The sequence below is a fragment of the Solibacillus sp. FSL H8-0523 genome (genome assembly GCF_038051985.1).
Lineage (GTDB): Bacteria > Bacillota > Bacilli > Bacillales_A > Planococcaceae > Solibacillus.
This window is the reverse complement of sequence record NZ_CP150291.1, coordinates 1,936,571-1,960,742: the sequence shown is the minus strand read 5'-3', so window position 1 is coordinate 1,960,742 and position 24,172 is coordinate 1,936,571. Positions and strand designations below refer to the sequence as shown.

General features: G+C 39.0%; 25 protein-coding genes. 2 read left to right on the top strand and 23 right to left on the bottom strand.

From position 1 onward, the window contains the following. Positions 1-117: 117 nt before the first annotated feature. Together NSQ62_RS09825 and NSQ62_RS09820 are read left to right on the top strand one after the other, a co-directional pair. Positions 118-636 (top strand): sigma-70 family RNA polymerase sigma factor, encoded by a 519-nt coding sequence (locus NSQ62_RS09825; protein ID WP_341323747.1) that lies wholly within the window; start codon positions 118-120, stop codon positions 634-636. Continuing rightward, positions 629-1,279 (top strand): hypothetical protein, encoded by a 651-nt coding sequence (locus tag NSQ62_RS09820; RefSeq protein ID WP_341323746.1) that lies wholly within the window; start codon positions 629-631, stop codon positions 1,277-1,279. The genes NSQ62_RS09825 and NSQ62_RS09820 overlap by 8 nt, the downstream gene beginning before the upstream one ends. A 94-nt stretch (positions 1,280-1,373) precedes the next feature. Here the strand turns inward: NSQ62_RS09820 and NSQ62_RS09815 are convergent, their stop codons facing one another. The 23 genes from NSQ62_RS09815 to NSQ62_RS09705 all read right to left on the bottom strand — a co-directional run bounded on the left by NSQ62_RS09815 (position 1,374) and on the right by NSQ62_RS09705 (position 24,168). Next, positions 1,374-2,300: a GNAT family N-acetyltransferase gene (locus tag NSQ62_RS09815; protein ID WP_341323745.1), complete on the bottom strand. Its 927-nt coding sequence runs from the start codon at positions 2,298-2,300 to the stop codon at positions 1,374-1,376. Positions 2,301-2,323: 23 nt separating this feature from the next. Next, complete coding sequence (locus NSQ62_RS09810) at positions 2,324-2,878, bottom strand: GNAT family N-acetyltransferase (RefSeq protein ID WP_341323744.1); 555 nt, start codon at positions 2,876-2,878, stop codon at positions 2,324-2,326. Between the two features lie 163 nt (positions 2,879-3,041). After that, entirely contained in the window at positions 3,042-3,320 is a 279-nt protein-coding gene (locus NSQ62_RS09805) for a CD3324 family protein (protein ID WP_341323743.1), read from the bottom strand. A gap of 187 nt (positions 3,321-3,507) precedes the next feature. Further along, on the bottom strand, positions 3,508-4,239 hold the full coding sequence (locus tag NSQ62_RS09800) for a DUF4230 domain-containing protein (RefSeq protein WP_341323742.1): 732 nt from the start codon (positions 4,237-4,239) through the stop codon (positions 3,508-3,510). 257 nt (positions 4,240-4,496) lie between these two features. Next, the gene (locus NSQ62_RS09795; RefSeq protein ID WP_341323741.1) at positions 4,497-5,531 is read right to left on the bottom strand and encodes an aldose epimerase family protein; all 1,035 of its coding nucleotides are present in this window, start codon (positions 5,529-5,531) and stop codon (positions 4,497-4,499) included. Position 5,532: 1 nt separating this feature from the next. Further along, positions 5,533-6,507 (bottom strand): Gfo/Idh/MocA family oxidoreductase, encoded by a 975-nt coding sequence (locus tag NSQ62_RS09790; RefSeq protein WP_341323740.1) that lies wholly within the window; start codon positions 6,505-6,507, stop codon positions 5,533-5,535. Between the two features lie 12 nt (positions 6,508-6,519). Further along, positions 6,520-8,016, bottom strand: coding sequence for a xylulokinase (gene xylB / locus NSQ62_RS09785; protein WP_341323739.1), 1,497 nt, complete (start codon positions 8,014-8,016; stop codon positions 6,520-6,522). Positions 8,017-8,096: 80 nt separating this feature from the next. Further along, positions 8,097-9,434, bottom strand: coding sequence for a xylose isomerase (xylA, locus tag NSQ62_RS09780; protein WP_341323738.1), 1,338 nt, complete (start codon positions 9,432-9,434; stop codon positions 8,097-8,099). Positions 9,435-9,497: 63 nt separating this feature from the next. Further along, complete coding sequence (locus NSQ62_RS09775) at positions 9,498-11,096, bottom strand: glycoside hydrolase family 43 protein (protein WP_341323737.1); 1,599 nt, start codon at positions 11,094-11,096, stop codon at positions 9,498-9,500. 11 nt (positions 11,097-11,107) lie between these two features. Then, entirely contained in the window at positions 11,108-11,719 is a 612-nt protein-coding gene (locus NSQ62_RS09770) for a DUF624 domain-containing protein (RefSeq protein ID WP_341323736.1), read from the bottom strand. A gap of 12 nt (positions 11,720-11,731) precedes the next feature. Further along, positions 11,732-12,556 carry a carbohydrate ABC transporter permease gene (locus NSQ62_RS09765; protein WP_341323917.1) on the bottom strand — a complete coding sequence of 275 codons (825 nt, stop codon included), beginning with the start codon at positions 12,554-12,556 and terminating at the stop codon, positions 11,732-11,734. Between the two features lie 84 nt (positions 12,557-12,640). Beyond that, positions 12,641-13,516: a sugar ABC transporter permease gene (locus tag NSQ62_RS09760; protein WP_341323735.1), complete on the bottom strand. Its 876-nt coding sequence runs from the start codon at positions 13,514-13,516 to the stop codon at positions 12,641-12,643. A 56-nt stretch (positions 13,517-13,572) separates the two neighbouring features. Beyond that, complete coding sequence (locus NSQ62_RS09755; protein WP_341323734.1) at positions 13,573-14,889, bottom strand: extracellular solute-binding protein; 1,317 nt, start codon at positions 14,887-14,889, stop codon at positions 13,573-13,575. A gap of 64 nt (positions 14,890-14,953) precedes the next feature. After that, positions 14,954-15,688 (bottom strand): response regulator, encoded by a 735-nt coding sequence (locus tag NSQ62_RS09750; RefSeq protein ID WP_341323733.1) that lies wholly within the window; start codon positions 15,686-15,688, stop codon positions 14,954-14,956. Further along, the gene (locus NSQ62_RS09745; protein ID WP_341323732.1) at positions 15,685-17,394 is read right to left on the bottom strand and encodes a histidine kinase; all 1,710 of its coding nucleotides are present in this window, start codon (positions 17,392-17,394) and stop codon (positions 15,685-15,687) included. Before NSQ62_RS09745 ends, NSQ62_RS09750 begins: the two co-directional genes overlap by 4 nt. A 463-nt stretch (positions 17,395-17,857) precedes the next feature. After that, complete coding sequence (gene ssuE / locus NSQ62_RS09740; RefSeq protein ID WP_341323731.1) at positions 17,858-18,388, bottom strand: NADPH-dependent FMN reductase; 531 nt, start codon at positions 18,386-18,388, stop codon at positions 17,858-17,860. Positions 18,389-18,398: 10 nt separating this feature from the next. Continuing rightward, complete coding sequence (locus tag NSQ62_RS09735) at positions 18,399-19,721, bottom strand: LLM class flavin-dependent oxidoreductase (protein ID WP_341323730.1); 1,323 nt, start codon at positions 19,719-19,721, stop codon at positions 18,399-18,401. A 13-nt stretch (positions 19,722-19,734) separates the two neighbouring features. After that, a complete protein-coding gene (locus NSQ62_RS09730) occupies positions 19,735-20,862 on the bottom strand; it encodes an LLM class flavin-dependent oxidoreductase (protein WP_341323729.1) in 1,128 nt (375 codons plus the stop codon). 13 nt (positions 20,863-20,875) lie between these two features. Further along, on the bottom strand, positions 20,876-21,247 hold the full coding sequence (locus tag NSQ62_RS09725; RefSeq protein ID WP_341323728.1) for a chemotaxis protein CheY: 372 nt from the start codon (positions 21,245-21,247) through the stop codon (positions 20,876-20,878). A gap of 12 nt (positions 21,248-21,259) precedes the next feature. Then, positions 21,260-22,558 carry an O-acetylhomoserine aminocarboxypropyltransferase/cysteine synthase family protein gene (locus tag NSQ62_RS09720; RefSeq protein ID WP_341323727.1) on the bottom strand — a complete coding sequence of 433 codons (1,299 nt, stop codon included), beginning with the start codon at positions 22,556-22,558 and terminating at the stop codon, positions 21,260-21,262. Positions 22,559-22,572: 14 nt separating this feature from the next. Continuing rightward, positions 22,573-23,052: a redoxin domain-containing protein gene (locus NSQ62_RS09715; protein ID WP_341323726.1), complete on the bottom strand. Its 480-nt coding sequence runs from the start codon at positions 23,050-23,052 to the stop codon at positions 22,573-22,575. Continuing rightward, complete coding sequence (locus NSQ62_RS09710; protein WP_341323725.1) at positions 23,049-23,402, bottom strand: FixH family protein; 354 nt, start codon at positions 23,400-23,402, stop codon at positions 23,049-23,051. Before NSQ62_RS09710 ends, NSQ62_RS09715 begins: the two co-directional genes overlap by 4 nt. Position 23,403: 1 nt before the next feature. Beyond that, complete coding sequence (locus NSQ62_RS09705; protein WP_341323724.1) at positions 23,404-24,168, bottom strand: ABC transporter permease subunit; 765 nt, start codon at positions 24,166-24,168, stop codon at positions 23,404-23,406. Between the last annotated feature and the right edge of the window lie 4 nt (positions 24,169-24,172).

The following is a 24,172-nucleotide window of genomic DNA, read 5'->3' as shown; positions in this document are numbered from 1 at the left end:
TTTTACTTTTAGATTTTGCTAAAGTAAGATTGACGTTTTCTTGACCTGAAAATTTAGAAATATCCAAACTTTTGTAGGGTGAAAATCGTTTTATAAGTAAAGAAGGGAGTTGTATTCTTGTTTCCTATTCAGAACTTAAAAGAAATAATGAATCTATATACAGAACCATTACTACGTTTAGCCTATTACTATGTAAAGGATACTCAAATAGCCGAGGATATTGTGCAGGAAGTATTCATAAAAATGTATAATTCTCAAACTAACTATGAGGAACGTGGCGAACTAAAAGCTTATTTATACAAAATGACGTCGAATAAGAGCAAAGATTATTTAAAAAGTTGGTCTTATAGAAACGTTCAATTGCAAAATAAAATTCTCCCTTCCGCCAGTAAAACAGAAGTAGATGAATTAGTTAGAAAAGATGAGCAAACAATTATCGGCGATGCAATCTTGGAATTGCCAATAAAATATCGAGAGGTACTGATTTATTATTATTTTAATGACATGAAGATTAGTGAGATTGCAGGTATTTTGTCGACAGCAGAAAGTACAATAAAAACTCGATTAGTCCGAGGGAAAGAGCTATTGAAAAATAAATTGAAAGACATTGAGTGGGAGGTTCTTTTCAATGAATAACTATACACCGAATGAATTAAACGATATAGAGGCCATGAAACAACGTGTGATGCATAATGTAGTACAAGAAATAGAAAACAGCTCTCCGAAACCCAAATATAAATGGGGTGTTGTTATGCTAACTACTGTTTTAACCGTATGTGCTATGCTTTTTCTATTCAACCAATTATTCATTGTCAATGAGCATTCAGCAACTCCCTACCCCATTGACTTTACGCAACCTCTAATTGAAGACAAACAAGGTATTTTTTATGTTCACGGGCTCACTTTAGGTGATCAAAAAGCAACAGTAGTCGAGCTGTTAGGGGAAAAATCTCTAACAGAAATCCAAGAGGACGGTAGTGGTGCTGACCTTATTTTAGATTATAATGGCGATGCCTTATTTTATTTTTATGAAGAAGAATTATTTAGAATCTTACTTCTGAACACCAATGAAGATGCGTTTGCAAAATTGTATAATGAATATAATGGTATAAAATTCACTTCCAATACACATCGTTACCTATACTTAAGTGAAACGTCGCATATCATCAAAGCAGAGTTGACGCCTATGGGAACGTTGCACGTGTCTCTATCATTTGTCGACCCAGCAGAGCTTTTGGAAAATGAAGGGTACATGAAACTTAAAGAGAAAACAGATTAGTTTATTTATGATTAGGCTGCTTACTTCCCGAATTCAATGGGGAGTTTAGTAGCCTAATTTTCTTCTATTGTTTGTGCACCTGTGCAGGATATTTCTATTTTTTTAGTTGATTGTATGCTGCGATAAGTTCTTCTACTGGAACATTATCTATTTTCATACCAGTTAAATCACTTGCATGTATTTCTACATTCCTGAGATTACTGTTCGTGAATTGACTCCCTTCAAGGTCACATCTTTCAAATGTAATCGGTGTTTTTTCATTTCCTAGAACTGTATCCACGAAACGAACCCCACCTAACGTGACAAAGGTCATCTCACTATTAGAAAGATTTAAGTCGGCAAATAGGGCATTTCTTAAATTAATATTTTGGAACTTTGATTGGCTGAGGTTACAATTGCTAATCTGTATATTCGCTAGATTACTATTACTAAACGAACTTCCTTCTAAATTAACTGCATAACACGCCATCTTCGTCATATCACAATTTTCGTATTGAGTACTTGAAATATTTTGATTTTTAATGAGATTTTCATTGTGTGCTAACGTTTTGATTGTCTTCTGATAACCATATTCTTCGTCCGTTTTATAGGTTGTCCTATATCCCATTTTTTCATAAAAATAATGATTGTTAATTTGTTTACTTGACGTCTCAAGGTCCCAAATCCTTACTTGAGGAAATTGATCTTCTGCTAATGTAATTGCCCTTGAACCTATTCCCTTCCCTTGATAGTTAGGGTCAATGAAAATACGATCAATTCTCCCATAGTTTTCACCCGAAATAGTAATGATAATCCCACCGACAATTTCTTGATTGTACAGGATTTTAAAGAATAATAATTCCCTAATCATATACTTCGTCACCTCAATAGAAGAATATCCTGGTGGCAGAATATTAAAGTCCATTATATTCTCTTGACTCGTAAGCCATTTATTCGCTTCTTCATCAAACGTTCTTTTCAATATTACTGTTAGTTGCTCAGCATCCGTAACGCTTGCTTTTTCGATCGTGATTATTGACATTTAAAGTCTCCCTTCATTAGTAATCATTGCTTTTTCTTTAACACATAATGATTGAACTGCTCTCCGTCAATTTGTGCATGCCCACTTAAATTAAATCCACATTTTTGAATCACTTTATTCGAGCTGGCATTATGCGGGAGAACAACTGCATTAAGCTGTTTCACATTGGTATGCTCAAGTAAATATTGAATCAATGCTTTCACAGCTTTTGTTGTATAGCCCTGATTTCGGTAGTGCTTTGAAATGGCAAACGCAACTTCTCGATTTGAGCCACTTAATTCTTCCTTTATCCCCGACGTACAAAAACCAATGAATTCCGCAGTCTCTTTTAAAATGATGCCAAGTCTTATAATTTCGTCAGTGAGATTCGGTACAGCAGCCAAAAATGCTTTATTATCAGGAATATCTTCGTTTAACGTCCAATCTAAGCGTAATGCTCTCGTGGACTTCCAATCTGGTAAGAATTCAGCGACTTCAGGTTGACCTGTAATTTCAACGATTGCATCCACATCTTCTTCGCAAAACTCTCTTAAGTAAAAATCACCACAATCAATTGTGAATAGGCTTGTTTCTTTCAATTGCAGACAACTCCTTTTGGATCCGTTTTAGTATTCAGCACGCCAATTAATTTGAATTTGATAGTACTCTTTTATTATAATTTGCTACGCGTTCAACTAGAAACCTCAACCTTATTTCATAAATGAAAATAAGCCAATACGGAATACACCGTATTGACTGAATTTACTGTTGGCATTTTTTCTCTTTTAGAATAATTCGCTGAATACTTTTCAAGGACAAATAATAATTTCGACTAAGTGTATGCGTATCCATACCTAATAAAAAATCACGATAGATATTCGCATTTCTAAGCTGTAAATCTTGCCTTGTCGTTGTGGTAGAACCCCAACCTATTTTTCGTTCCGCCTTGCGCGGAATATAAATCGATTCGCCATCAACATATTTTTGAATTAACTCAATAATTTCAATTGGTAAACAATCTTCTGCCTTCTTATAGCTCATTCCTACACTCCTAATAATAGATAAATTTTATTAGAAAGAGCAAGGGCTACATTTGATTGAACAAAACATAGCCAATGCTATGCGAAGTATGTATACTTTCTCAAGCCAATCCCCCCTTTTTGGTAGTGCATAACGGGAGCCTACACAATTTAGAATTGTTTGTGCACCCAGTGTATTAATCATCCGTTTATCTAAATGTAATTTCCACCGTATAACCAAGTTTACTAAAAAAGCCCTTCAGAACCTTCTCCGCGCTTTGTTCGGCTGATTGTAATAAGCCTATTTCACTGGCTTCGTCTAGGATTTGCTGCTGTGCTTCTGCTGCTAGATCAAAGCCTTCAGCCCATTTCGCTTCACTACGGAATAGCCCTTCGTCAGAGAACGTTTTCACCTCATCCATCAGAATGGCTGGTTCCTGTACAAACGTGGCACGTGGTAACGTAATTTCTAGCTCTTTTTGCTCCTCATTAACATTAATGTCGTCTGAAGTAATGCCACTTAGATCCACTCCTGCAATAACAGTCGCAGGCACAACTAACAATAGCTCTCGTTTTGTCCCCGGAAAATTAACTGAAATATCCTTTCCAAACAGCTTATTATCCTCTTGCTCTATGACGACTTTCATATGGCCCTTAGCCGTTGCAAGCGTCGCTAAGTCTTGGATTTGTTCGACAAATACGGTCGTTTCTTGTTTAAATGTTGGTTCTATTTTAAATAGATTATTCGCAAATACCCAAGTAGATACTGCGGTCATAACGACGAGCAGCAAGGCAATTAAAATAAACATTTTTGCGCCGCTAAATTTAAAGGATGTGCCGGAAGCATTTGCACTCCTACTACTTCGTCCTACAGCAACAGTAGCCGCGTTTTCTTGATCACCCTTTTTGAGTTCGTATAGTGCTTTATCTTTTTTTGTCATGGTTGTTCTCCCTTACTGGTTTATATAAATCTCGTATTTAAGGGGGTGGTTCTATTTAAATGCTACCATATTAAATGAGTAACGGGCACAAAAACAATTCAAAATTGTTTGTGTACCCGTATTGGTAATATTAGCAATAAATCATTGATGTGCCGCTTTAGATGTCATTGTATGAATAATGCATACTTTCCAACTTTCCACTAGTAGCTTCTTGCTGAATATTACGTACCTTCCCTCCTTCTATAAATGTTGTTTTCCTATATAACTTCAAATTTGTATGTTGTTGTTTTTGAATACGGTGTATCTTTTGCTAAAAATGCACTTGGATATTGCGGATATTTAATACTATTCGGTACATTTTGTTCCTCTAAGCAAATTCCTAGAAAGTTTTTTGAGTTAGCTTCTTTAAAGGAATAACCTGAACCAATTTTGTTACCTGTATAAACGACGACAGCAGGCTCCTGTGTTACAACGATTAGCTGACGCCCACTATTGGAATCGGTCAATGTAATGATGCCTTCATCGAGTAAAAATGTGTGGTCTAAGCCACCACTTGCAAGGCATACCTGTTTATCCGTAGCGCCAATTACTGCCGATAATGGCTTGACTTGTGTAAAATCAAATACCGTATCCTCAACCTCGAGTGGCTTGCCAAGTGGTAACCCATGCTTATTAATAGGAATATATCGCCGAGCATTCATTTTCAATGTATGATTATGAATGGTTTCCTTCAAATTTCCTGATAAATTAAAATAACTATGATTCGTGCAATTTAGCAGCGTGTCTTCACTGTTTACTCCACTGTATGTCACAACGACTTCATTTGTTTCCAACAACGAGAAACATACCTCTATTTGTAGATCCCCAGGAAATTCCTCATCATACGTCAATGAGTATTTTGTCGTTAAACGGTCCTTTTCCTCAAACGTTTCAACGTGCCAAATTTTCGTATGAAAACCAGCATTACCTCCATGTAACAGATGCTTCCCTTCATTTGGTGTTACATGAAGAGATTGCCCATTGATAACCAATTCACTATTTTCCAGACGCCCTGCGAATGGGCCAATCGTTGAGCCGAAAAATTGTGGTTGAAATAAGTAATCCTCCACGCGCTCAAAGCTACATACAACATTTTCGATTAAACCAGCCTGATTTGGCACGGCTATTTCTGTAATCGTGGCACCGTATGTACAGCTAGCAAAACGCATACCCCTTCCGTTTTGCATGACTGTTTGTATAACGTTCTGTCCATGTGCCTGACCGAATAGATGTTGCGTAATTTTTCTTTCCATATTATACATCCTTCAAGCTTGCATATGCCTGTAATAATAATTTTGTCGTTTTGCGTGATGCTGCGTGTTGGTCGTCTAATGAAGAGCCATTTAGTACTTTATTCGAGAAATATTCTATTTCAAATTTGTAAATATCGCCTTGAATATATTCTGTTCGCTCTGTCACTCCCGTTGTCACAATAATTTGTGCGTCACCACTAAAGGCATCTGGTCTGAAGGCATTCTTCACCTTAACTGTTCCCTTAGTACCGACGACTTCATAGTTATTGCGCCCTACCATATTAAAGCTGCAGTCAATAACCGCCATTACATCGTTCGTTAGCTCAACAATACCACAAGCCGTCACATCGATACCTGATTGCTCGTCGTACTGTGCCTTGAAGGTCATCGCCACTACTTCCTCATCAAGAATATGCTGCATCGCATGTAGCGAATAACATCCAACATCCCAAATAGCGCCGCCACCTTTCTCGGCATCCATACGAATATTGCCTTCTCGGTTTTCAAAGAAGAAGGAATGGCTCGATTTATATAATTTCACCTGCCCAATCTCACCGCTTGCCAGTATTTTTTTCACTCGAGCATGCTGGGGATGAAATTGATACATAAACGCTTCCATAAAGACTTTGTCGTTTCTTTTAAAGGCCGCTAAAATATCCTCTAAATCCTGTTCAGCTAATACTACTGGTTTTTCGCATAATACGTGCTTCCCCGCAGCGGCGGCTTTTATCGACCATTTCTTATGCATATCGTTTGGTAGTGGGATATAAATCGCATCAATCTCCGTGTCTAATAAAAGCTCGTCATAACTTTCATATGCTCGTGGAATTTTTAGCGCTTGTGCAACCGCATGTACTTTAGCTCCACGGCTTGCAATAGCTACAACTTCCGCATTATTCGCACGTTGAATAGCAGGAATTACTTGTGTTTGTGCAATATCTGCTGTACTCAAAATACCCCATCTTACCTTTGTCATATCCTATTCCTCCTAACGAAATGCTTGTAATGCTTCATTTAAAGATTTCGTGTGTTCATAAATTTGTGTATACACCTTATAAACCTCATTATAAACGGCGACATTTTCAGCAATTGGCACGAATACTTCTCCCATAGCTACACATTTATCTACTGCTTCTTCAAAAGAAGCTACTAGCCCTGAACCAACTAACGCTATCATACATGCGCCTATACTAGGGCCTTGTTCATTTTGTAATTTATAAATTTTCGCATTAAAAATATCGGCCTGCATTTGTAGCCATTGTGGGTTTTTGGCGCCCCCACCGATTGAAATGATATCTTGAATTTCCTTACCAGATGCACGGAAAATTTCGAGAGTATCTCGTAACGAAAATGTGATCCCCTCAAGAACAGCCTTGGCAAAATGTGCACGTGTATGAGCCGTATCAATCCCGATAAAACTTGCGCGAATTGTACTGTCTGCATACGGTGTACGTTCACCAACTAAATAAGGTGTAAATAAAAGTCCGTTACTGCCAGCCGCAACTTCCTCTGTACCTGCTAATAACTCATCAAAAGAGCTGTCTTTGGCAAAAGTCTCTTTAAACCAGCTAAGTGAATGCCCCGCAGAAAGCGTAACACCCATCGTATAATACGCATCTGTCACAGCATGATTAAAGTAATGGACCTTACCCCCAAAGTCTTTGTCTGGTACTTGTTCAAATGATAGTAAAACGCCCGAGGTTCCGATGCTGACCATCGATTTATTGGTTGCCACGATACCAGACCCAACCGCACCACATGCGTTATCTGCACCGCCACCATATACTTTTGTCGTAATAGCTAATCCCGTAGCCGTTGCAAATGCTTCTGTTAATGTACCGACCTCTGTTGTTGCATCGATGAGTGGTGGGCAAAGCGTAATGTCAATCCCAACGGCTTCCGCTACTTCTGTACTCCAATCGTTTCGTTCGATATCTAAAAGAAGCGTTCCTGCTGCATCCGAGCGCTCCATCTGAACTTTGCCTGTCATCACATAGCGAACATAGTCTTTCGGTAAAACAAAGCTCTTCGCTTTCACAAAGTTTTCTGGTTCATGCTCCTTCACCCATAGAATCTTTGGTAAAGTAAAGCCTTCTAAAGCAGGATTTTTTGTAATCGCAAGTAATCGTTCTTTCCCTACTTGCGCAACAATTTGCTCACACTGTGCTGTTGTTCTTGTATCATTCCATAAAATTGCTGGGCGTATCACTTCACCGACTTCATCTAAAAGCACCAAACCATGCATTTGACCAGAGTAACTAATACCGACGATATTCGCTGCATCCTCTGAAAAACGCCCAATAATTTCTTGAATCGAGACCGTTATACCATCGACCCAATCTTGAGGTTTCTGCTCTGAATAACCAGACTTTTCATGATATAACCTATAAGTACAAGATGCCTCATCCACAATTTGTCCTTGCTCATTCATTAAGCACGTTTTCACCGCGCTTGTTCCTATATCAATTCCTAATACGTACTTCATGCTATAAACCGCCTCCCGTGCTGAAAAATAGCTGCCTTACAAGGAAAAACCTCATAAGACAGCCTGTATACATAGGTCCCTTAACGAGCAATTACTTTATCGTTTAGAGTGTTTAATAAATATTGGTTGATAATCATTTTTAATTTTTCTGTACGGCCAGATGTGTTTTGAATCTCCGTTAAGCCAAGTGCATAGGCTTCAAGCTCTTTGAAGTTTGTTGTACCTGCAACGATTTTTTGACCAATGCCAGAGTTGTAGCTATCGTATCGGCTATCAACGAAGTCTTCTAAAACACGGTCTTCTAGTAATTGATGCGCAACCTTTAAGCCGATTGCAAACGAATCCATTCCTGCAATATGTGCGTAGAATAGGTCATCTTGTTCAAATGAGCCACGACGAACTTTCGCATCGAAGTTTAATCCACCTTTTCCAAGACCACCGTTTTTCAGAATTTCATACATTGCTAATGTGTTTGTATAAAGGTCTGTAGGAAATTCGTCTGTATCCCAGCCAAGTAATGTGTCTCCTTGGTTCGCATCTACTGAACCTAACATACCGTTAATACGAGCAGTATGAAGCTCGTGCTCAAACGTATGACCCGCTAATGTTGCGTGGTTTGCTTCGATATTGAATTTGAAGTTATCCTCTAATCCATAAGTGCGTAAGAAGCCGATACCTGTTGCTACGTCGAAGTCATATTGATGCTTTGTTGGCTCTTTTGGTTTTGGTTCGATTAAAAATTGACCTTCATAGCCGATTTCTTTTGCGTAGTCTACTGCCATATGGAAGAAGCGTGCTAGGTTGTCTTGTTCCAGCTTCATGTTTGTATTTAGTAATGTTTCATACCCTTCACGGCCGCCCCAGAATACATAGTTTTCTGCGTTTAATTGTTTCGCAACTTCAAGACCTTTTTTTACTTTGGCTGCTGAATAGGCAAAGACATCCGCATTTGGTGAAGTAGCTGCACCATGAACGAAGCGTGGATTGGAAAACATATTCGCTGTATTCCAAAGAAGCTTTGTTTTTGAAGTCGCTAAATGACGTTCAATTTCATCCACAATAATGTCTAGGTTTTTGTTCGTTTCAGCTAGCGTTGATCCTTCTGGTGCTACGTCTACATCATGGAAGCAGAAGAATGGAGCATTTAATTTTTCATAAAACTCAAATGACGCCTCAACGCGTGCTTTTGCTAAGTCCATATCTGTGTAGTGATTCCAAGAACGTTGCATATTGCCTGCACCAAATGGGTCTCCACCGTCATACGTGAATGTATGCCAATAAGCTACGCCAAAACGTAAAATTTCTTCCATTGTTTTGTCGCCCACTTTTTCTTGTGGATTGTAGTACTTAAAAGCTAAGCCATTTTTTGATTGTGGTCCTTCGTATTGAATTTGTGAAATATCTTTAAAATATGCCATTTCAGAGGCCCCCTACTATTTGTTTTTACTTATGATATCTCTACCCATACAGCTAACATTCTGTTATTCAAGTTTTTTAGGTTTATAACTGAAGTATTCGAAATTAGCAGGAAGTGATTGCGTATCTAAATCCACGCAATGCATACCGACAAATGCTCCCGTAAAGAAACCTCCACCTTGCACATAATCATCTGACAGCTTATAGCTTTCAAATTTCGGTCCTACTTCTATCCAGTCCATTCCATTTAATGAATAACTATACTGATAAACATTCGCTGAGACACAAACCTTCAAATAGACTTCACCCTTTTCAGGAAGTACGATTGGCATTTCTAAAGGCGTACCGAAAACAGTATTGTCATTGCTTAAAATTGTAAGAACACGACCAAGCTTTTCATCAAATGTAATATCAAGAGCAGTCCAATTTTCTGTATTATAGTAATTAACAAGCCCCGCATATTGTTGGAATGATGTTGGTGAAACATTTACCTTTGTCTCTGCTTCAAAGTTGAAGTCCTGCCAACGTCTTGCAACGAATGCTTGCTTAAATTTAGATGTTAAAGATTCTTTCCCTATTAAACGTAAATAACCAGGACGTTCTATCAATGTGGCAAAGCTGTCCATTGGTTGACGCAATGTTTGGAAATCTAAAGGCAATTCACTCTTAAAATACGTTATAGTTGGTGCCATATCCCCTATAGGTTGCGGTGCAATTGCAGGCGCTTCAACTTGTAACTGTGGATAATTACCTCCAACGACAACAGGCCAACCATCTTTCCATTCAATTTTGCTAATTGCTGTTTCTCGTCCTAATGGGCAATAGCCACGTGGATCAAGTAATGGTTTATTTTCATCTTGCAGTGGACGACCAACTAAATAGGCCAAATACCACTCATTTGTATGCGTTTGAACGAGTGAAGCATGCCCAGCTTTCTGTAGCGTTTCCTCCGGTGTAAAGAATCCCGTAATTAAAGGATTATGTGGAGACAATTCATATGGCCCATCAATTGATGACGACCGCGCAATCGTTGCACGGTGATCATAGCGTGTGCCTCCTTCAGCAGTTAATAAATAAAAATAGCCGTCTATTTTATAAAGATGCGGTGCCTCTGTCAGCTTCGCATTTGTCCCTTTAAAAATAATTTTGCGTTCCCCAACAAGTGATTTTTTTTCATGGTCATATTCTTGAATACTAATTCCATAAAACGGATGGTTTTTATATCTCGCATCCCAAACCATATTTAAAAGATATTTTTTTCCATCCTCATCATGGTATAAAGACGGGTCAAATCCTGCACTATTTAAGTAAATAGGCTCTGACCACTCATCCTCTATATTTGTAGCAGTTACCAAGTAATTATGTCCGTCTTTCCATTGCCCCTCAACGACTTTAATATCGCTATAAATAAGCCAAAATTGTCCTTCACTATATGTAAGACAAGGCGCCCAAACGCCACCGGAATTTGGATTACCAATCATATTCAATTGAGAAAGGCGCTCTAAAGGTCTACGTACAAGAGTCCAATTTGTTAAATCTTTTGAATGGTAAATGCCTACCCCTGGAAACCATTCAAATGTGGATACGGCAATATAATAATCTTCGCCAACACGGCATATCGAAGGATCTGGATTAAAGCCTGTTAAAATCGGATTTTGAATCATACGAACACTCCTTAAACTGTATTAGTTATTTTTTGAATACACGGTTGGCTCGTTAGCGTAATAATTGCACAAACACTACTGAACCCCAGAAGGAAAATTAAAATTGGTTGATAAAAACAAATAACGCCCACTGCAAGAATAACAATTTGTGTAAAAATTGTACGTGGTAAAAAGGCAAACGCTAAAAGTAAACTATTTTTAATTAATAACCAAACTGTAGACTCAAAACTATTATACAAAGGAAAAATGTATAAACTGCTAGCAAGTACAAGTAACGTTAGTGCAATGAGTACGAACATCGATGCTGTTTGAATGAATACAGGTAACGTTTGAATAAATAAAAAATTAATGAATAAGAGTATATACACATAGCCGTATAAAAGACCAAATTTATTGCTCTTAATAAGCTCACTTTTAAAAGTTGTATAAAAGCTACGGACAACCCGAACATCTTCTCCCTCATAGAGCTTTTTAAAGACAAGGCTCATTGCTGTATAAGCCGGCGCAAATCCAAATAAAATGAGTCCTGCGCAACTAAAAAATATAAACAGCAAGTTCAGTATCAACAGATTCATTATCCATTCGCAAACGACAAATAATTTTGAATATACTCGGTGTATCATAATAATTCCCCCTTAGCCTTTTACAGAACCTGCAGCGATCCCTTCAACGATACGATCACTTAAAATAAGGAAGATAAGTAATATTGGAATGATACTAAACATTAGCGTTGCTCCAATAGCACCCCAATCTGTCGAGTACTGTCCAATAAAGTTTTGAATCCCTACTGTCAGTGTTTTCAGTTCATCTGAGCTAATAAATGTATTTACAAAAACAAATTCATTCCAGTTATATATCATATTAATGATTGATGCAGTAGCAATTACTGGCGCTGTCATTGGTAATGTAATTCGGAAAAATATATGATGGATAGACGCTCCATCAATAATGGCTGCTTCCTCAATTTCATGTGATAACGCCTCGTAAAATCCTAGTAAAATCATTATGGTAATAGGCATATTAAATGCTGTATAAGACAAAATCAGTGAAAGCGGATGATTAATCAATCCAATTGTTGTGTACGTATTAAACAATGGAATAAGCGTAGAGTGAATAGGAATCATTAGCCCTAGCATAAAGAGACCTAGCACAATCTTATGTCCTCTCCATTGCAAACGCGTAATCGCAAAAGTAACCATACTCGCTAATACAATTGTTAAAATAACCGCTGAAACTGTGTAAAAAATACTGTTAAAAAAGTAGGTTGCTATGTTTCCTTCTGTCCATACTTTAATGTAGTTTTCAAAACGTAATTCTTGTGGTAATGCAAGTGGTGATAAATTAAAAATCTCATAGTTATTTTTCAATGAAAATAGCGTAAGCCAGTAGATAGGGAATAACTGTATAATGGCAATACCAATTAATACGACATAAAGTAGGGCTTTACCAATTCGTTGCATAAAACTGCGTTCAGACGTCTTCCTCGTTACTACTTCTGGCATTTTTATTTTTTCATTTAACGTCTCCATAGCTTTTCATCCTTTCTAGTAAAGATCCTTGTCAGCGATACTCAAACGTTGAATTATGAATGTCGCCACGAGGCAAATGACTAATAAGAAGAAGCCAATAGCACTACCATAGCCAAAATCAAATTTATTAAAGGCCGTATTATACATATACGAGGCCATTACTTCACTTGAACCACTTGGCCCACCGCCTGTCATAATATAAATTAAATCGAAATATTTTAACGATCCAACTGCAGCAAGGACGATTGTTACTTTCACAACGTTCATAATTAGTGGTAATTTAATTTTAAGTGCAATATGGAATGGAGATGCGCCATCAATACGTGCTGCTTCAACAAGAGATTCTGGAACATTTTTTAACGCGGCATAATAAATAAGAATATAAAAACCTGCATATTGCCAAATCGTTGGCACAATGATTGCGTAGAGTGCTAAATTTGCATCGCCAAGCCATGCAGGTGGATTTTCGATCCCCAGTTTCATTAAAAAGATATTAAGCATCCCGTTCGATGGATTGTAAATTTTCATCCAAAGTTGTGCAATCGCAACAGAAGCCAGTAACATAGGAATCAAATAAATTTTGCGTAGTAGATTCGCTCCCTTAATGCGGCTTGCTAAAACAAAGGAAATGGTTAAGTAAAAAATAAGGCTAATAATTGAAGCTACTGCTAAAATAAGCGAATGATAGGCACTACCCCAAAACTTTGAATCTTTCAACAATGCTAAATAGTTTTCAAGCCCAACAAATGTTTTTTCACCAATCCCATTCCATTCCATTAAGCCAAAATAGCCCGTTTGCACAATAGGAATATAAACAATTCCTAGCAGTAAAAGTAACGCTGGTCCGACATATATTAACAAATCAAGTTTCGAAGCTTTCAATCGATTCATTGGTGTCACTCCTTTTGAAAATAGGACATATCAATTGTTGATATGTCCTAATAAATTTATTTAGCAGACTTGAGCGATTGTTCTGTTTGCTTCGTAAAGTCAGCAGGTGTTATATCTCCACTAACTAATGACTGCAATAAATTATAATGAGTGTCTGCTGCTGAAGCAGGCATTTGTACATCAGCAAAAAGTGTAATGCTTTTTGCTTTGTTTAAATCATTTAAAACATCGATATTCATCTGTGGTAAATCAAGAGAAGACGTATCTACCTTTGTAGCTGGAATTACGCCCGCTTTCGTGAACGATTGTTTGCCCCATTCTTCGATAAAGTAACGAATAAACTCTTTTGATTCATCTTTTACTTTCGATTTTTCCGAAACGAATAGCCCGACGCCTGGCCCGCCGATCCAACTATCCGCTGCACCCGCGCCACTCTCGTAATTAGGGAAATTAAAATACCCAATTTTATCTTTAAATTCTTGTGTTGTTTCATCACTTGTTGTGAAATTCGGTAATTCCCAACTACCCATTAGGTACATTGCAGCCGTTTCATTTAAAAATTCAATTTTTGCTTCGTCATTTGATAAACCATTTGTACCTTTACTAAAAGCACCTAATTCGGCTAATTCTTTGAAATCTGCCGCTGCTTGTTCTAAATCAGCATTTTCAAATGATACTTCTTGTGCAATTGCTTCAGAGATAAGTGTTGAGCCACCAATACGATCTGCTAAGTACATATACCATAGCGAGCCTGTCCACCCCTCTTTATTTCCAAGTGCAATTGGAGTTACACCACTTGATTTTAGTGTTTTAACAACATTTACAAATTCAGCATATGTTGTCGGTACTTCTAAACCATTCTTTTTGAAAATTTCCTTGTTGTAATAAACTGGTGCAATATTTAACTCGATTGGTAGGCCATATGTCTTGTCATCAAAGGCATATGCTTCTGTTGTACCTCCAACGAATTGGTCTTTTAAATTATCTTTTGCTAATACGTCAGACAAGTCTGCCATTAGACCACCTTCAACGAATGGTTTTAAATAACCAGCTGCCCATGTCACCCCTACATCAGGCAATTCGTTAGATGAAGAAAGAACTTTGATTTTATCTTTGTATTGCTCATTTTCTAAATACTCAACTTGAATTTTTACATCTGGATTGTCATCCTCATACTTTTTAACAACCGATTCAACGATTTGGTTTTGCGTTTTTGAACTACCCGGTGGCCAAATGTGCATGAATTTTACTACCTTGTTTCCATCACCACTAACTTCACTATCACTACTCGAAGAACTACATCCCCCTAATACTAATAACACCCCAACAATACAAGCTAAGAAAAATGTATGCGCTTTCTTAAACCTTTTCATTATAATCTCCCCCCAAATGTGATTAAGCTTATAATAACAAAAATTTAAGACTGAAAATTCCAAATTATTTAGGATAAACACCATTATCTTTGGAATGTTTTTGCTTTCGGTATTGATTTGGTGTAATCTTCTCATACTCTTTAAAAATTTGGATGAAATACTTAGAAGTTTTGTAACCTACTCGAATTGAAATTTCTCCAATCGAGTAGTTGTGCTCTAATAATAGTTTTTTTGCTTCCTTCATTCTGTAATTCGTTAGGTATTGCAAAAAATTCACACCAACAGATTGTTTGAAAAGAGAGCTAAAATAACTCGTATTAAGGTGTACAATCTCAGATAATTCTTGTAACGTTAGTGGTTCATTAAAATGTGTATGAATATAATTCAACGCTTGTTGAATACTGGCGTGATCCGCGCTTGGTATTATCTTCACGTGCTTTATGCATTGATCTATCGCTTCTAATAATGTTTCTCTAGAAACTGGCTTTACTAAATATTTTACGACATTCAAATCGATTGCCTGCTGCGCATACGCAAAGTCAGCATGGGCCGATACAATTATTACAAGTAAATCAGGTTGTCTTTTTCGTAGCTGTTTTAAGAATGTGAGGCCGTCAATTTCAGGAAGTTGAATATCAAGAATTAATACATGTATAGGTGCTAACTGGAAATACTCATTGGCTTCATAAACATCAGCTGCTGTATAAACCGTAATGGAGTGTCTATTTTTTTCTATCATATTTTTTAGACTTTTTCGAACAATCGTTTCATCTTCAATAATTAATAACTGAATTGTCATGAGTGTTTTTCCTCCTTTGGTAAAATTAGCGACACTTTAGTACCTTGGTTTTCATCGCTCTTGAAGTGCAGTGAATCTGCAACATTTTCCGAATAATGAATAGCGAGTCGCAACCGAATATTATGAACACCGATATGATTCATGCCCGTTGGAATATCTGTCATTTTATTTAAGTTATCTAGCGTAGTTGCAGGCATCCCTTTCCCATTATCCTGAATAATAATCGATAATAAATCCCGCCCTTTTGAACGAATGATGATATCGATCATACCCTTCGTGCGTTGTGGCTCAATTCCATGAATAATCGCATTTTCAATAAAAGGCTGCAATAATAGTTTCGGAATCTGAACCGTTTTAAGCTCTGATTCGCATTGAATCTGCCATGTCAAACGGTCATCTAAACGCATTTTCATCAAATTTAAATAATGCTCAACTTGCTCCAATTCCTGTTGAAGTGTAACAACATCTGTGTCCGTTGTTGTAGCGCTAACGCTATATTTGAACAGTGCAGACATAGATAGCACATAGTCCGCAAGCTCATCCTTACCCTCATCAATTAATTTCCAATAAAATGTATTTAATGTATTGTATAAAAAGTGCGGATTGATTTGAGATTGTAATGCTTTCAACTCTGCCTGCTGTTGAAGTAGTTGCTTTTCATATACCTCTTCAATAAGCCTTTCGATATCTGTAATAAATTGATTGTACGTGTGATGTAAGGTATGCATTTCAAGATAGCTATTCGTTTCTTCAATATGTAGCAGCTGTCTTTTTGGGCCCTTACGCATCGCCTCGATTAGCTGTTTTAACGGCGATGTGATATAGGAAGCAATAATCCAAGATAATAAAAAGCCCAGCACGACACCAATTAGCGCTATCCCAACTAGGAATAATTGAATTTTTTGTGTTTTTTGGTTATAGTTTGCCATTGACTGTGCAACATAGATTGTCCACTCAGTACGTGGTGATACACTTTTTACGACATAAAATGGTTCGTCGTCGATGGAGATTTCCCCTTCATCCGAGAGCAACAATTTAGAGGAATTTTGACCTGTAAGAAATTGTTCCGAATCATCAAAGATCTGAATAAAGTTATCGCTATCGCCAAACTGCGTATCGAAATATTCATTTGCAAGTTTCAACACAAGAAACCCACTTTTTTTATAGGAGTGATTCATTAATTTTATGACTTTAATCGCATAAGAATACCGATGACTTTTCGTATCCTGTCCTACCCAAATAAGTTGTCCTTCTGCATCTAACGCCCTTTGAATCGATTGATCATCAATAATTAAATTTAATTCTTGGGAAGCCGGAAACAAGCCCGCTCCATCTAATTTATAAAAACGGTAATCTAAAATACTATCAATATAAGGATAGTAACGATTTAACGTTCGCTTAAAAGTCTGCGCTTGTAAGCTAGCCAAATCTGGTTGACTAAGCAATTGATACATTAAATTTTGAATATCCTCATCGGTTGAAACTTGGGATGCAATCATACTTATTTGAGAATACTTTGCTTCAATTGAACTGTTTAATTCTATGCTCGTTTGTTCTAACTGTTCTTGCACAATTTCATCATAAACAGAAGAAAATTTATTATAACCAATAATAGTAACCGCACTTATATTGATGACGGCCAATACTGAAAATAGTAAAAAGATTTGGTTATGTAACGTATTATTCTTTTTTATAAATGCTCTCATTAAACCATTCCTTTAGTTAAAGTGGAGGGAAACTCAATTGTTAGATACCAAAAATAAGTTTAACTTTCAATGTCCGCTTGATTTATTATCAGTGCCCAAAAGTCAGTTAACCGAGCATGAGCACACATTACTATCTAATTTCTCCGCAACATGTTATTGAGTAAATTACAGATTTATTTACCTATATATTACCATTTTAGATAAGAGTGTTGTATTTTATTAGTAATGTACACCGAGAACCAAGCAATTCAAAATCATTGTACATTCGGTATATGAATAGTCGATTCACCTAAAATTAACCTTCTCCGCGCTTTGTTCGGCTGATGCATTAATTAATTTTTACTCAAAAAAATGAGGTAGCCAAAAACCGGCTACCTCGTCACTTTTTATCATCCTTAAATACAACCATTATATATGCTCACACTAATCAGGTCTCGTGCTTAAAATCATTCTATCCCTCTACTTATACGCCTACTTGAACTCTACCAACACTTGAAAAAACCTTCTCAATTCGTTCAGTCGCCGCCTCATCTAAAGTAAACCCATCATCCGTACGCGCTACCTGTGAATCGACAATATAAATCGGGCTTTCAATAGTCGTTGCACCTAAAATTGATAGCACCGGCTTCAACGAATACTCAAGCGCCAGTAAATGTGCAATTGATCCACCGATTGCCACAGGGATTACTTGCTTGCCTTCTAAGCCTTTTTGCGGCAGTAAATCAATAAACGTTTTTAAAATGCCTGTGTATGAGCCTTTATAAATCGGCGTTAAAAATACAACGATATCTGCCTCGCCCACCTTGATAATTTCCTTCGCGATTGCTTCACTCGCATAGTTTGCCGTTATTAAATCATCTGCTGGTAATTGGTGTACTTGAATTACATCCACCTCAACACCCTTTGCCTGTAAATTCGCTGCGATAACATTTTCTACACCCGTTAAACGGGATGCAATACTATTGCCACCATTAATTAAAATTGCTTTTGTCATAAAAATCCTCCTACACCTGTTGTAATGTATAGCGTGATTTGACTTCTTGCAAGCCTAAGTTTTCACGCAGTGTCGTTCCTTCGTATTCAGTGCGGAATGAACCTCGCTTTTGTAATTCAGGAATGACTAAATCAATAAAGTCCGTAAAGCCACCTGGGAAGTATGGGGGCATTAAGTTAAAGCCGTCTGCTGCCTCATTCTCTACCCATTCCTCTAATTGATCAGCGATTTGACTTGGTGAGCCGAAAATAATGCGGTGTCCGCGTGAGCCGGCAATGCGTAAGTACAGCTCGCGGATCGTTAAGTTTTCACGCGCTGCTAGTTCAATAATTAACTGTTGGCGGCTACGGTTTCCGTTTGTTGGCGGGATGTCGCTTGGTAACGGGCCCTCTAAATCATGCTTCGATAAATCATAGCCTAAGTAATCCGCTAAAAAGTCTAAGCCAATTTCAGGCGTGATTAATTGTTGCAGCTCCTCGTATTTTGCGCGTGCTAATTCTTCTGTTTCTGCCACGTACACCGATACACCTGGCATGATTTTCACATCATCGCGTTCGCGCCCTGCTGCGACAGCTTTATCTTTTAATAGCTTATAAAATTTTTGCGCATCTTCTAGCGTTTGCTGTGCAGTAAAAATCACGTCTGCTTGTTTCGCAGCAAGTGTTGTTCCTGCTTCAGATGATCCTGCCTGCACAAGTACTGGACGACCTTGTGGGGGGCGGCTTGAATTGAGTGGGCCGCGCACCGAGTAGTATTCGCCTCTATGATTAAGTGTGTGTAATTTTCCTTTTGTAATATATTCACCCGTTTGTTTATTGCGGGCTAATGCATCGTCCTCGTAAGAATCCCAAAGACCTTTTACGACTTCAACAAACTCGTCTGCTCGCTCATAACGTAATGAGTGATCTAAGTGCTGATCTTGATTGAAGTTGCTTGCTTCTGCCTCGTAATAAGACGTCACGATATTCCAAGCCGCGCGCCCTCCACTTAAATGATCCAGTGATGAGAATTTACGTGCGATATGGAACGGCTCATTATATGTCGTTGAAGCCGTAGCCGTTAAGCCGATGTTTTTCGTTACCGTTGAAAGCACTGCATGTAATGTTAGCGGTTCAAAGCGCACTTGCTCGGCTGGGTGTGATAGCTCATTGAACGTTAAGCCGTCACTTAAAAACAGCATATCCAGCTTTCCTTCTTCAGCTTTTACCGCAACTTCTTTAAAGAACTCTACGTTTTCGCTCGCATCCGCTTGAGCTTCAGGGTGGCGCCATGAAGCGATGTGGTGGCCTGTGCCCATTAAAAACAAGCCTAATTTCATTTGCTTTTTCGTCATGTACGTCTCCCCCTTACACTACTAGTTTTGCGCGTTCTTCTAAAATCGCGTGTACTAACGGAATGACTTTTGCGCCGACTTCTTCAATGACTTCTAGATGTGGGAAGCCGCGTAGTAAAATTTTATCAAAGCCTAAGTCTACAAATTCCGCCACGCGCTCTGCTACTTGCTGCGGCGTGCCGACTAGAGCAATCGAGTTGCCTGATAACACTTGTGTTAAGCCCGCCCAAATGTTTGGTGCGATGACGAAATTATTGTCTTTTGATTCGAGCATGATTTGGTGTAAGCGACTCACACCAACCGCGCCGTTGTTAACTGTATTGGCATGCTTGGCCTCAAGTACTGCTGGATCGACATGGCTAATGATTTTGTTGGCATTGTCGTATGCCTCTTCCTCTGTATCCCCTAGTACGACTTGGAATGACACGCTGTATGACAGGTCGCGATTTTTTTCCTTCGCTAATTTCACAACGGATTCAAGCTCTTCCGCCGTTGTTTCTAATGTTTCGCCCCACAGCATATAAACGTCTGCTACATCGGTTGCGACTTCTTTTGCAATTTGAGATGAACCACCGAAGAAAATCGGCGGTGCTTCTTTTAATGGCAATGGTAAATTCGCCCCTTTTAATGTGTAGAACTCGCCGTTATAATCGAAAGTTTCGCCGTTGAATAAGCGTTTTAAAATCTCAATGTATTCACGCGTACGCTTGTAGCGATCTGCGTGCGATAAAAAGTCGCCATCGTTTTCTAATTCTTTTGGTGCTCCACCTGTTACGACATTTACGAACACACGGTTATTTGTCCAGTAATTGACTGACGCAAACTGCTTCGCGAGCTGAGTTGGTGCCGTTGAACCTGGACGTACAGCGAATAAGAATTTCAGCTTTTCTGTATGTGCCGTTAAATGAGATGCTGCGACTAATGAATCGACGCAGCTCCCGCCGATTGGTAGTAGTAATGTCGAGAAACCAGCTTTTTCAGCAGCTTTTGCGACCTTTGTAATGTATTCCACTGAAGGCTGACGATCTGAATCCACACCAACGCCAGACCATGTTTGTTGATCCTTTTTTGATGCTTGATTTCCTACGTACTCGCTATCGCCTGAAGTTGGCGCCATTGTAATAAATTCTACTTTTGTCATTGTCATTTCCCCCTTAAATAGTTACCGGTGCACTTGAAACGACTTCATCAGCTGGTAAGTTTGCTGACGCGCTAATAGCACCTGATTTGATTTGCTGTGCAACTTGGCTAAATGTTTGGTTTGCAGTGATGTTAATGAACTTCACTTGCTCTTGCTGTGCTTTTTCGTATGATAATTCACAAAACGTTGCAGGGGGTGCGACAAACTTAGTTGCTCCTAATTCGATTGCTTTACGTAATGTGGCACCGCGACGTCCTTCCGTTAAATCCAGTGCTGGGTTGCGGTGATCTTCTGCTGTCCCGTCTTTCTCAATAATACGTAGCACCGTCCCTTCTACGATTGGTGTTACGATACCTTCATCATTAATTACGATTGCGATTGCCATTTTAAATTCCTCCTATTTCGTGATGTGTGCGACTTCGCTTGCTTTTTGTAGTGCTTGTGCAAGGTCTGCTTTAATATCTTCTATATCTTCTAAACCAATTGATAAGCGAATTAAGCCCGGTGTCACGCCGCTCGCTAGCTGCTGCTCTGGTGTTAAGCGTGAATGGGATGTACTTGCAGGATGGATGACAAGTGATTTTGAATCCCCGACGTTTGCGACATGTGACAGTAATTCCACGTTATTAATGAACGCTTTTGCTGCCTCTATCCCACCTTTGATGCCAAAGCTAAAGATCGAGCCCGCGCCTTTTGGTAAGTATTTTTCAACTAAGTTTTTCGGGTCATTGCCTTCAATCGTTGGCAGATTCACCCACTCCACTAACTCATGCTGTGCTAAATATTCCGCTACGGCCTGTGCATTAATGACGTGCTGACGAACACGCACGGCTAATGACTCTAATCCTTGTATGAATAACCAGGCATTAAATGGAGAAAGTGTTGCCCCTAAATCATGCCCTAACTCAAAGCGTGCCTTTGCAACAAAGGCCTTTTCACCAGCTACTTCAACAAATGAACGATTGTCGATTAATTCATTTGGCTCAACAAATGTAGGAAAACGCTCTTTTTTCCATTCGAACTTCCCGCCATCAATGATCGCACCGCCAAGTGATGTACCATGCCCACCGATGAATTTTGTTGTTGAATGCACGACAATATCTGCGCCAAAGTCGATTGGTTTACTTAAATACGGTGTCGCGAATGTGTTATCCACAATTAACGGAACGTCATGTTTATGTGCCACTGCTGCTAAGCCTTCAATATCAGCGATTTCTAAACTTGGGTTGCCGATCGTTTCTGTAAATACCGCGCGTGTTTTGTCATTAATTGCTGCTTCGACTGCTGCTAAATCCGAGCCTTCGACAAAACGTACGGTTACACCAAAGCGTGGTAATGTTTTTGAAAATAAGGTATAAGTACCGCCGTAAAGTGCGTTCGTTGCGACGATTTCTTCCCCTGCTTGAGCGAGCGTTAATACCGCAATTAAAATGGCTGCTTGGCCTGATGAAACCGCGAAGCCTGCCACGCCACCTTCTAGTGCGGCTAAGCGCTCCTCGAATACGGCATTTGTTGGATTGGCATTACGTGAATATAAGTAGCCGCTGCCTTGTAATTTGAACAGGCTTGCTGCATGCTCCGTGTCATCAAATACGTACGATGTTGTTTGATAAAGCGGTACTGCACGTGAACGGGTTACCGGGTCTACCGTTTGCCCCGTATGCAGGGCGATTGTTTCAGGGTTAAAAAATGTCATAGGATGTTGCTCCTTTATTTTAAGTATTGTTTTGTAAGCACCTTGATTTCGTCTTCGGTGATTTCACCTTTCACCGTGTGCACCACTTCACCATTCTTTATAAAAAGCGTTGTCGGTAAAGTGGTAATTTTGTAAGCGTCCTTTAGCTCGCCTGTGCGATCAAGTAACACCGGGAAATCAACTTTTTTATTTTTTATATACTGGTTGACGATTCGTGTTGGCTCCTCTACGTTAATCGCGTAGAGCTGTACCGAGTCAAACAAATCGTGATACGCTGCATTCAATTCGGGCATTTCACGTTCGCATGGTGGGCAATACGTCGCCCAAAAATTTAAGATTACGTTGCCTTTTTTAATGGTTTGCACCTCACCCGCTGAATTTTGTAATGACACGTCCTCTGCGGATGCTTTGTCATTTGCGCTATTTGAGAAAATCGCATACACTGCAGCGAGCCCTAGCACGAGGATGACCGTAATTTGTAAGCTGCGTTTCACTTCACCGTCACCTCTACTTCCGGCATTTCGTGCTCACTCTCATAATCGACATGGGAGATGATGCGGTAAATACCTGCCGCGTCAAAGCTCGTTTCAATGGAATACGTGCCGTCCCCGTTGTTTTCTGGGTTGACCGACCCCATTGTTTTGCCCGATGGATGTATGAGTTCAAAATCGACGACTGCATCAGCACTTACCGGCTCTCCCGACGCTTTAACGCTTGCTTTAATCGTGACAGGCTCAAATATTTCCACGCTTTGTTTCGTTGCTTCAATCGTGACTTGTAAGTTTTCATGTGCCTGTGCGCTACAGCCAGCTAGTAGGAGCACAAGGAACAGCAGGCGTTTCAAGTTAATCTGCTTTTAAGTTCGTCCAAAACAGCAGACGCTTTTTAATTTTTTCGAATATAACCATGACCGTCACGATAATGATCGAGTTAAAAATAATGCCGGCTAACACGTAATGATATTGTGAGAAATCGCTGTAATACTGGATGAAAAAGCCCATCCCGCTTGATGCACCGAACATTTCGGCGATCGTTAAGATTAAGAAGCTCATGCCAAGCGATGTACTCGCGCCACTTAAAATATGTGGGGCACTTGCTGGTAACACGACATAAAACAGAAATTCCGGACCCTTTAAGCCAAGTGATTTGGCGTTGTCTAAAAAATGCTTATCAATTAACAGCACCCCGTGAATCGTGCCTAAAAAGATGGGCCAAAATGCGCCGATAAAGATCAGTGACATCGAAGCCGTTTGGAATGTTGGTAGCAGCGCGATCGCATAGGGAATAAATAATGTCGGTGGAATCGGGCTCAGTGCATGGAAGTACGGCATTAAAATTTCACGAGAGCGTTTATTTAAGCCGAAGAATAATCCAAACACAATCCCTGCCAGTAATGCCCCGAAAAACCCGGGTATTAACAGCTTCATTGAGCTCCCTACACCACCAACCAGTTCACCAAATTTCGCTACGAATGATTCGACAACGACAAGTGGCTCTGGGAAAATGACGGGATTAATCCACGTTGCATACTTTGTAACAAGTGCCCACATGACGATTGCAAGAATTCCTATCAAAATAGTAAGATTATAGCGCTTAAAAAATGTGAGCATGACG

Excerpts from the sequence above, each read along its gene's own strand:
- NSQ62_RS09820 (WP_341323746.1), top strand. The coding sequence starts at position 629 with ATGAATAACTATACACCGAATGAATTAAACGATATAGAGGCCATGAAA.
- NSQ62_RS09815 (WP_341323745.1), bottom strand. The coding sequence starts at position 2,300 with ATGTCAATAATCACGATCGAAAAAGCAAGCGTTACGGATGCTGAGCAA.
- NSQ62_RS09805 (WP_341323743.1), bottom strand. The coding sequence starts at position 3,320 with ATGAGCTATAAGAAGGCAGAAGATTGTTTACCAATTGAAATTATTGAG.
- NSQ62_RS09800 (WP_341323742.1), bottom strand. The coding sequence starts at position 4,239 with ATGACAAAAAAAGATAAAGCACTATACGAACTCAAAAAGGGTGATCAA.
- NSQ62_RS09795 (WP_341323741.1), bottom strand. The coding sequence starts at position 5,531 with ATGGAAAGAAAAATTACGCAACATCTATTCGGTCAGGCACATGGACAG.
- NSQ62_RS09790 (WP_341323740.1), bottom strand. The coding sequence starts at position 6,507 with ATGACAAAGGTAAGATGGGGTATTTTGAGTACAGCAGATATTGCACAA.
- xylB (WP_341323739.1), bottom strand. The coding sequence starts at position 8,016 with ATGAAGTACGTATTAGGAATTGATATAGGAACAAGCGCGGTGAAAACG.
- xylA (WP_341323738.1), bottom strand. The coding sequence starts at position 9,434 with ATGGCATATTTTAAAGATATTTCACAAATTCAATACGAAGGACCACAA.
- NSQ62_RS09775 (WP_341323737.1), bottom strand. The coding sequence starts at position 11,096 with ATGATTCAAAATCCGATTTTAACAGGCTTTAATCCAGATCCTTCGATA.
- NSQ62_RS09770 (WP_341323736.1), bottom strand. The coding sequence starts at position 11,719 with ATGATACACCGAGTATATTCAAAATTATTTGTCGTTTGCGAATGGATA.
- NSQ62_RS09765 (WP_341323917.1), bottom strand. The coding sequence starts at position 12,556 with ATGCAACGAATTGGTAAAGCCCTACTTTATGTCGTATTAATTGGTATT.
- NSQ62_RS09760 (WP_341323735.1), bottom strand. The coding sequence starts at position 13,516 with ATGAATCGATTGAAAGCTTCGAAACTTGATTTGTTAATATATGTCGGA.
- NSQ62_RS09755 (WP_341323734.1), bottom strand. The coding sequence starts at position 14,889 with ATGAAAAGGTTTAAGAAAGCGCATACATTTTTCTTAGCTTGTATTGTT.
- NSQ62_RS09750 (WP_341323733.1), bottom strand. The coding sequence starts at position 15,688 with ATGACAATTCAGTTATTAATTATTGAAGATGAAACGATTGTTCGAAAA.
- NSQ62_RS09745 (WP_341323732.1), bottom strand. The coding sequence starts at position 17,394 with ATGAGAGCATTTATAAAAAAGAATAATACGTTACATAACCAAATCTTT.
- ssuE (WP_341323731.1), bottom strand. The coding sequence starts at position 18,388 with ATGACAAAAGCAATTTTAATTAATGGTGGCAATAGTATTGCATCCCGT.
- NSQ62_RS09735 (WP_341323730.1), bottom strand. The coding sequence starts at position 19,721 with ATGACGAAAAAGCAAATGAAATTAGGCTTGTTTTTAATGGGCACAGGC.
- NSQ62_RS09730 (WP_341323729.1), bottom strand. The coding sequence starts at position 20,862 with ATGACAAAAGTAGAATTTATTACAATGGCGCCAACTTCAGGCGATAGC.
- NSQ62_RS09725 (WP_341323728.1), bottom strand. The coding sequence starts at position 21,247 with ATGGCAATCGCAATCGTAATTAATGATGAAGGTATCGTAACACCAATC.
- NSQ62_RS09720 (WP_341323727.1), bottom strand. The coding sequence starts at position 22,558 with ATGACATTTTTTAACCCTGAAACAATCGCCCTGCATACGGGGCAAACG.
- NSQ62_RS09705 (WP_341323724.1), bottom strand. The coding sequence starts at position 24,168 with ATGCTCACATTTTTTAAGCGCTATAATCTTACTATTTTGATAGGAATT.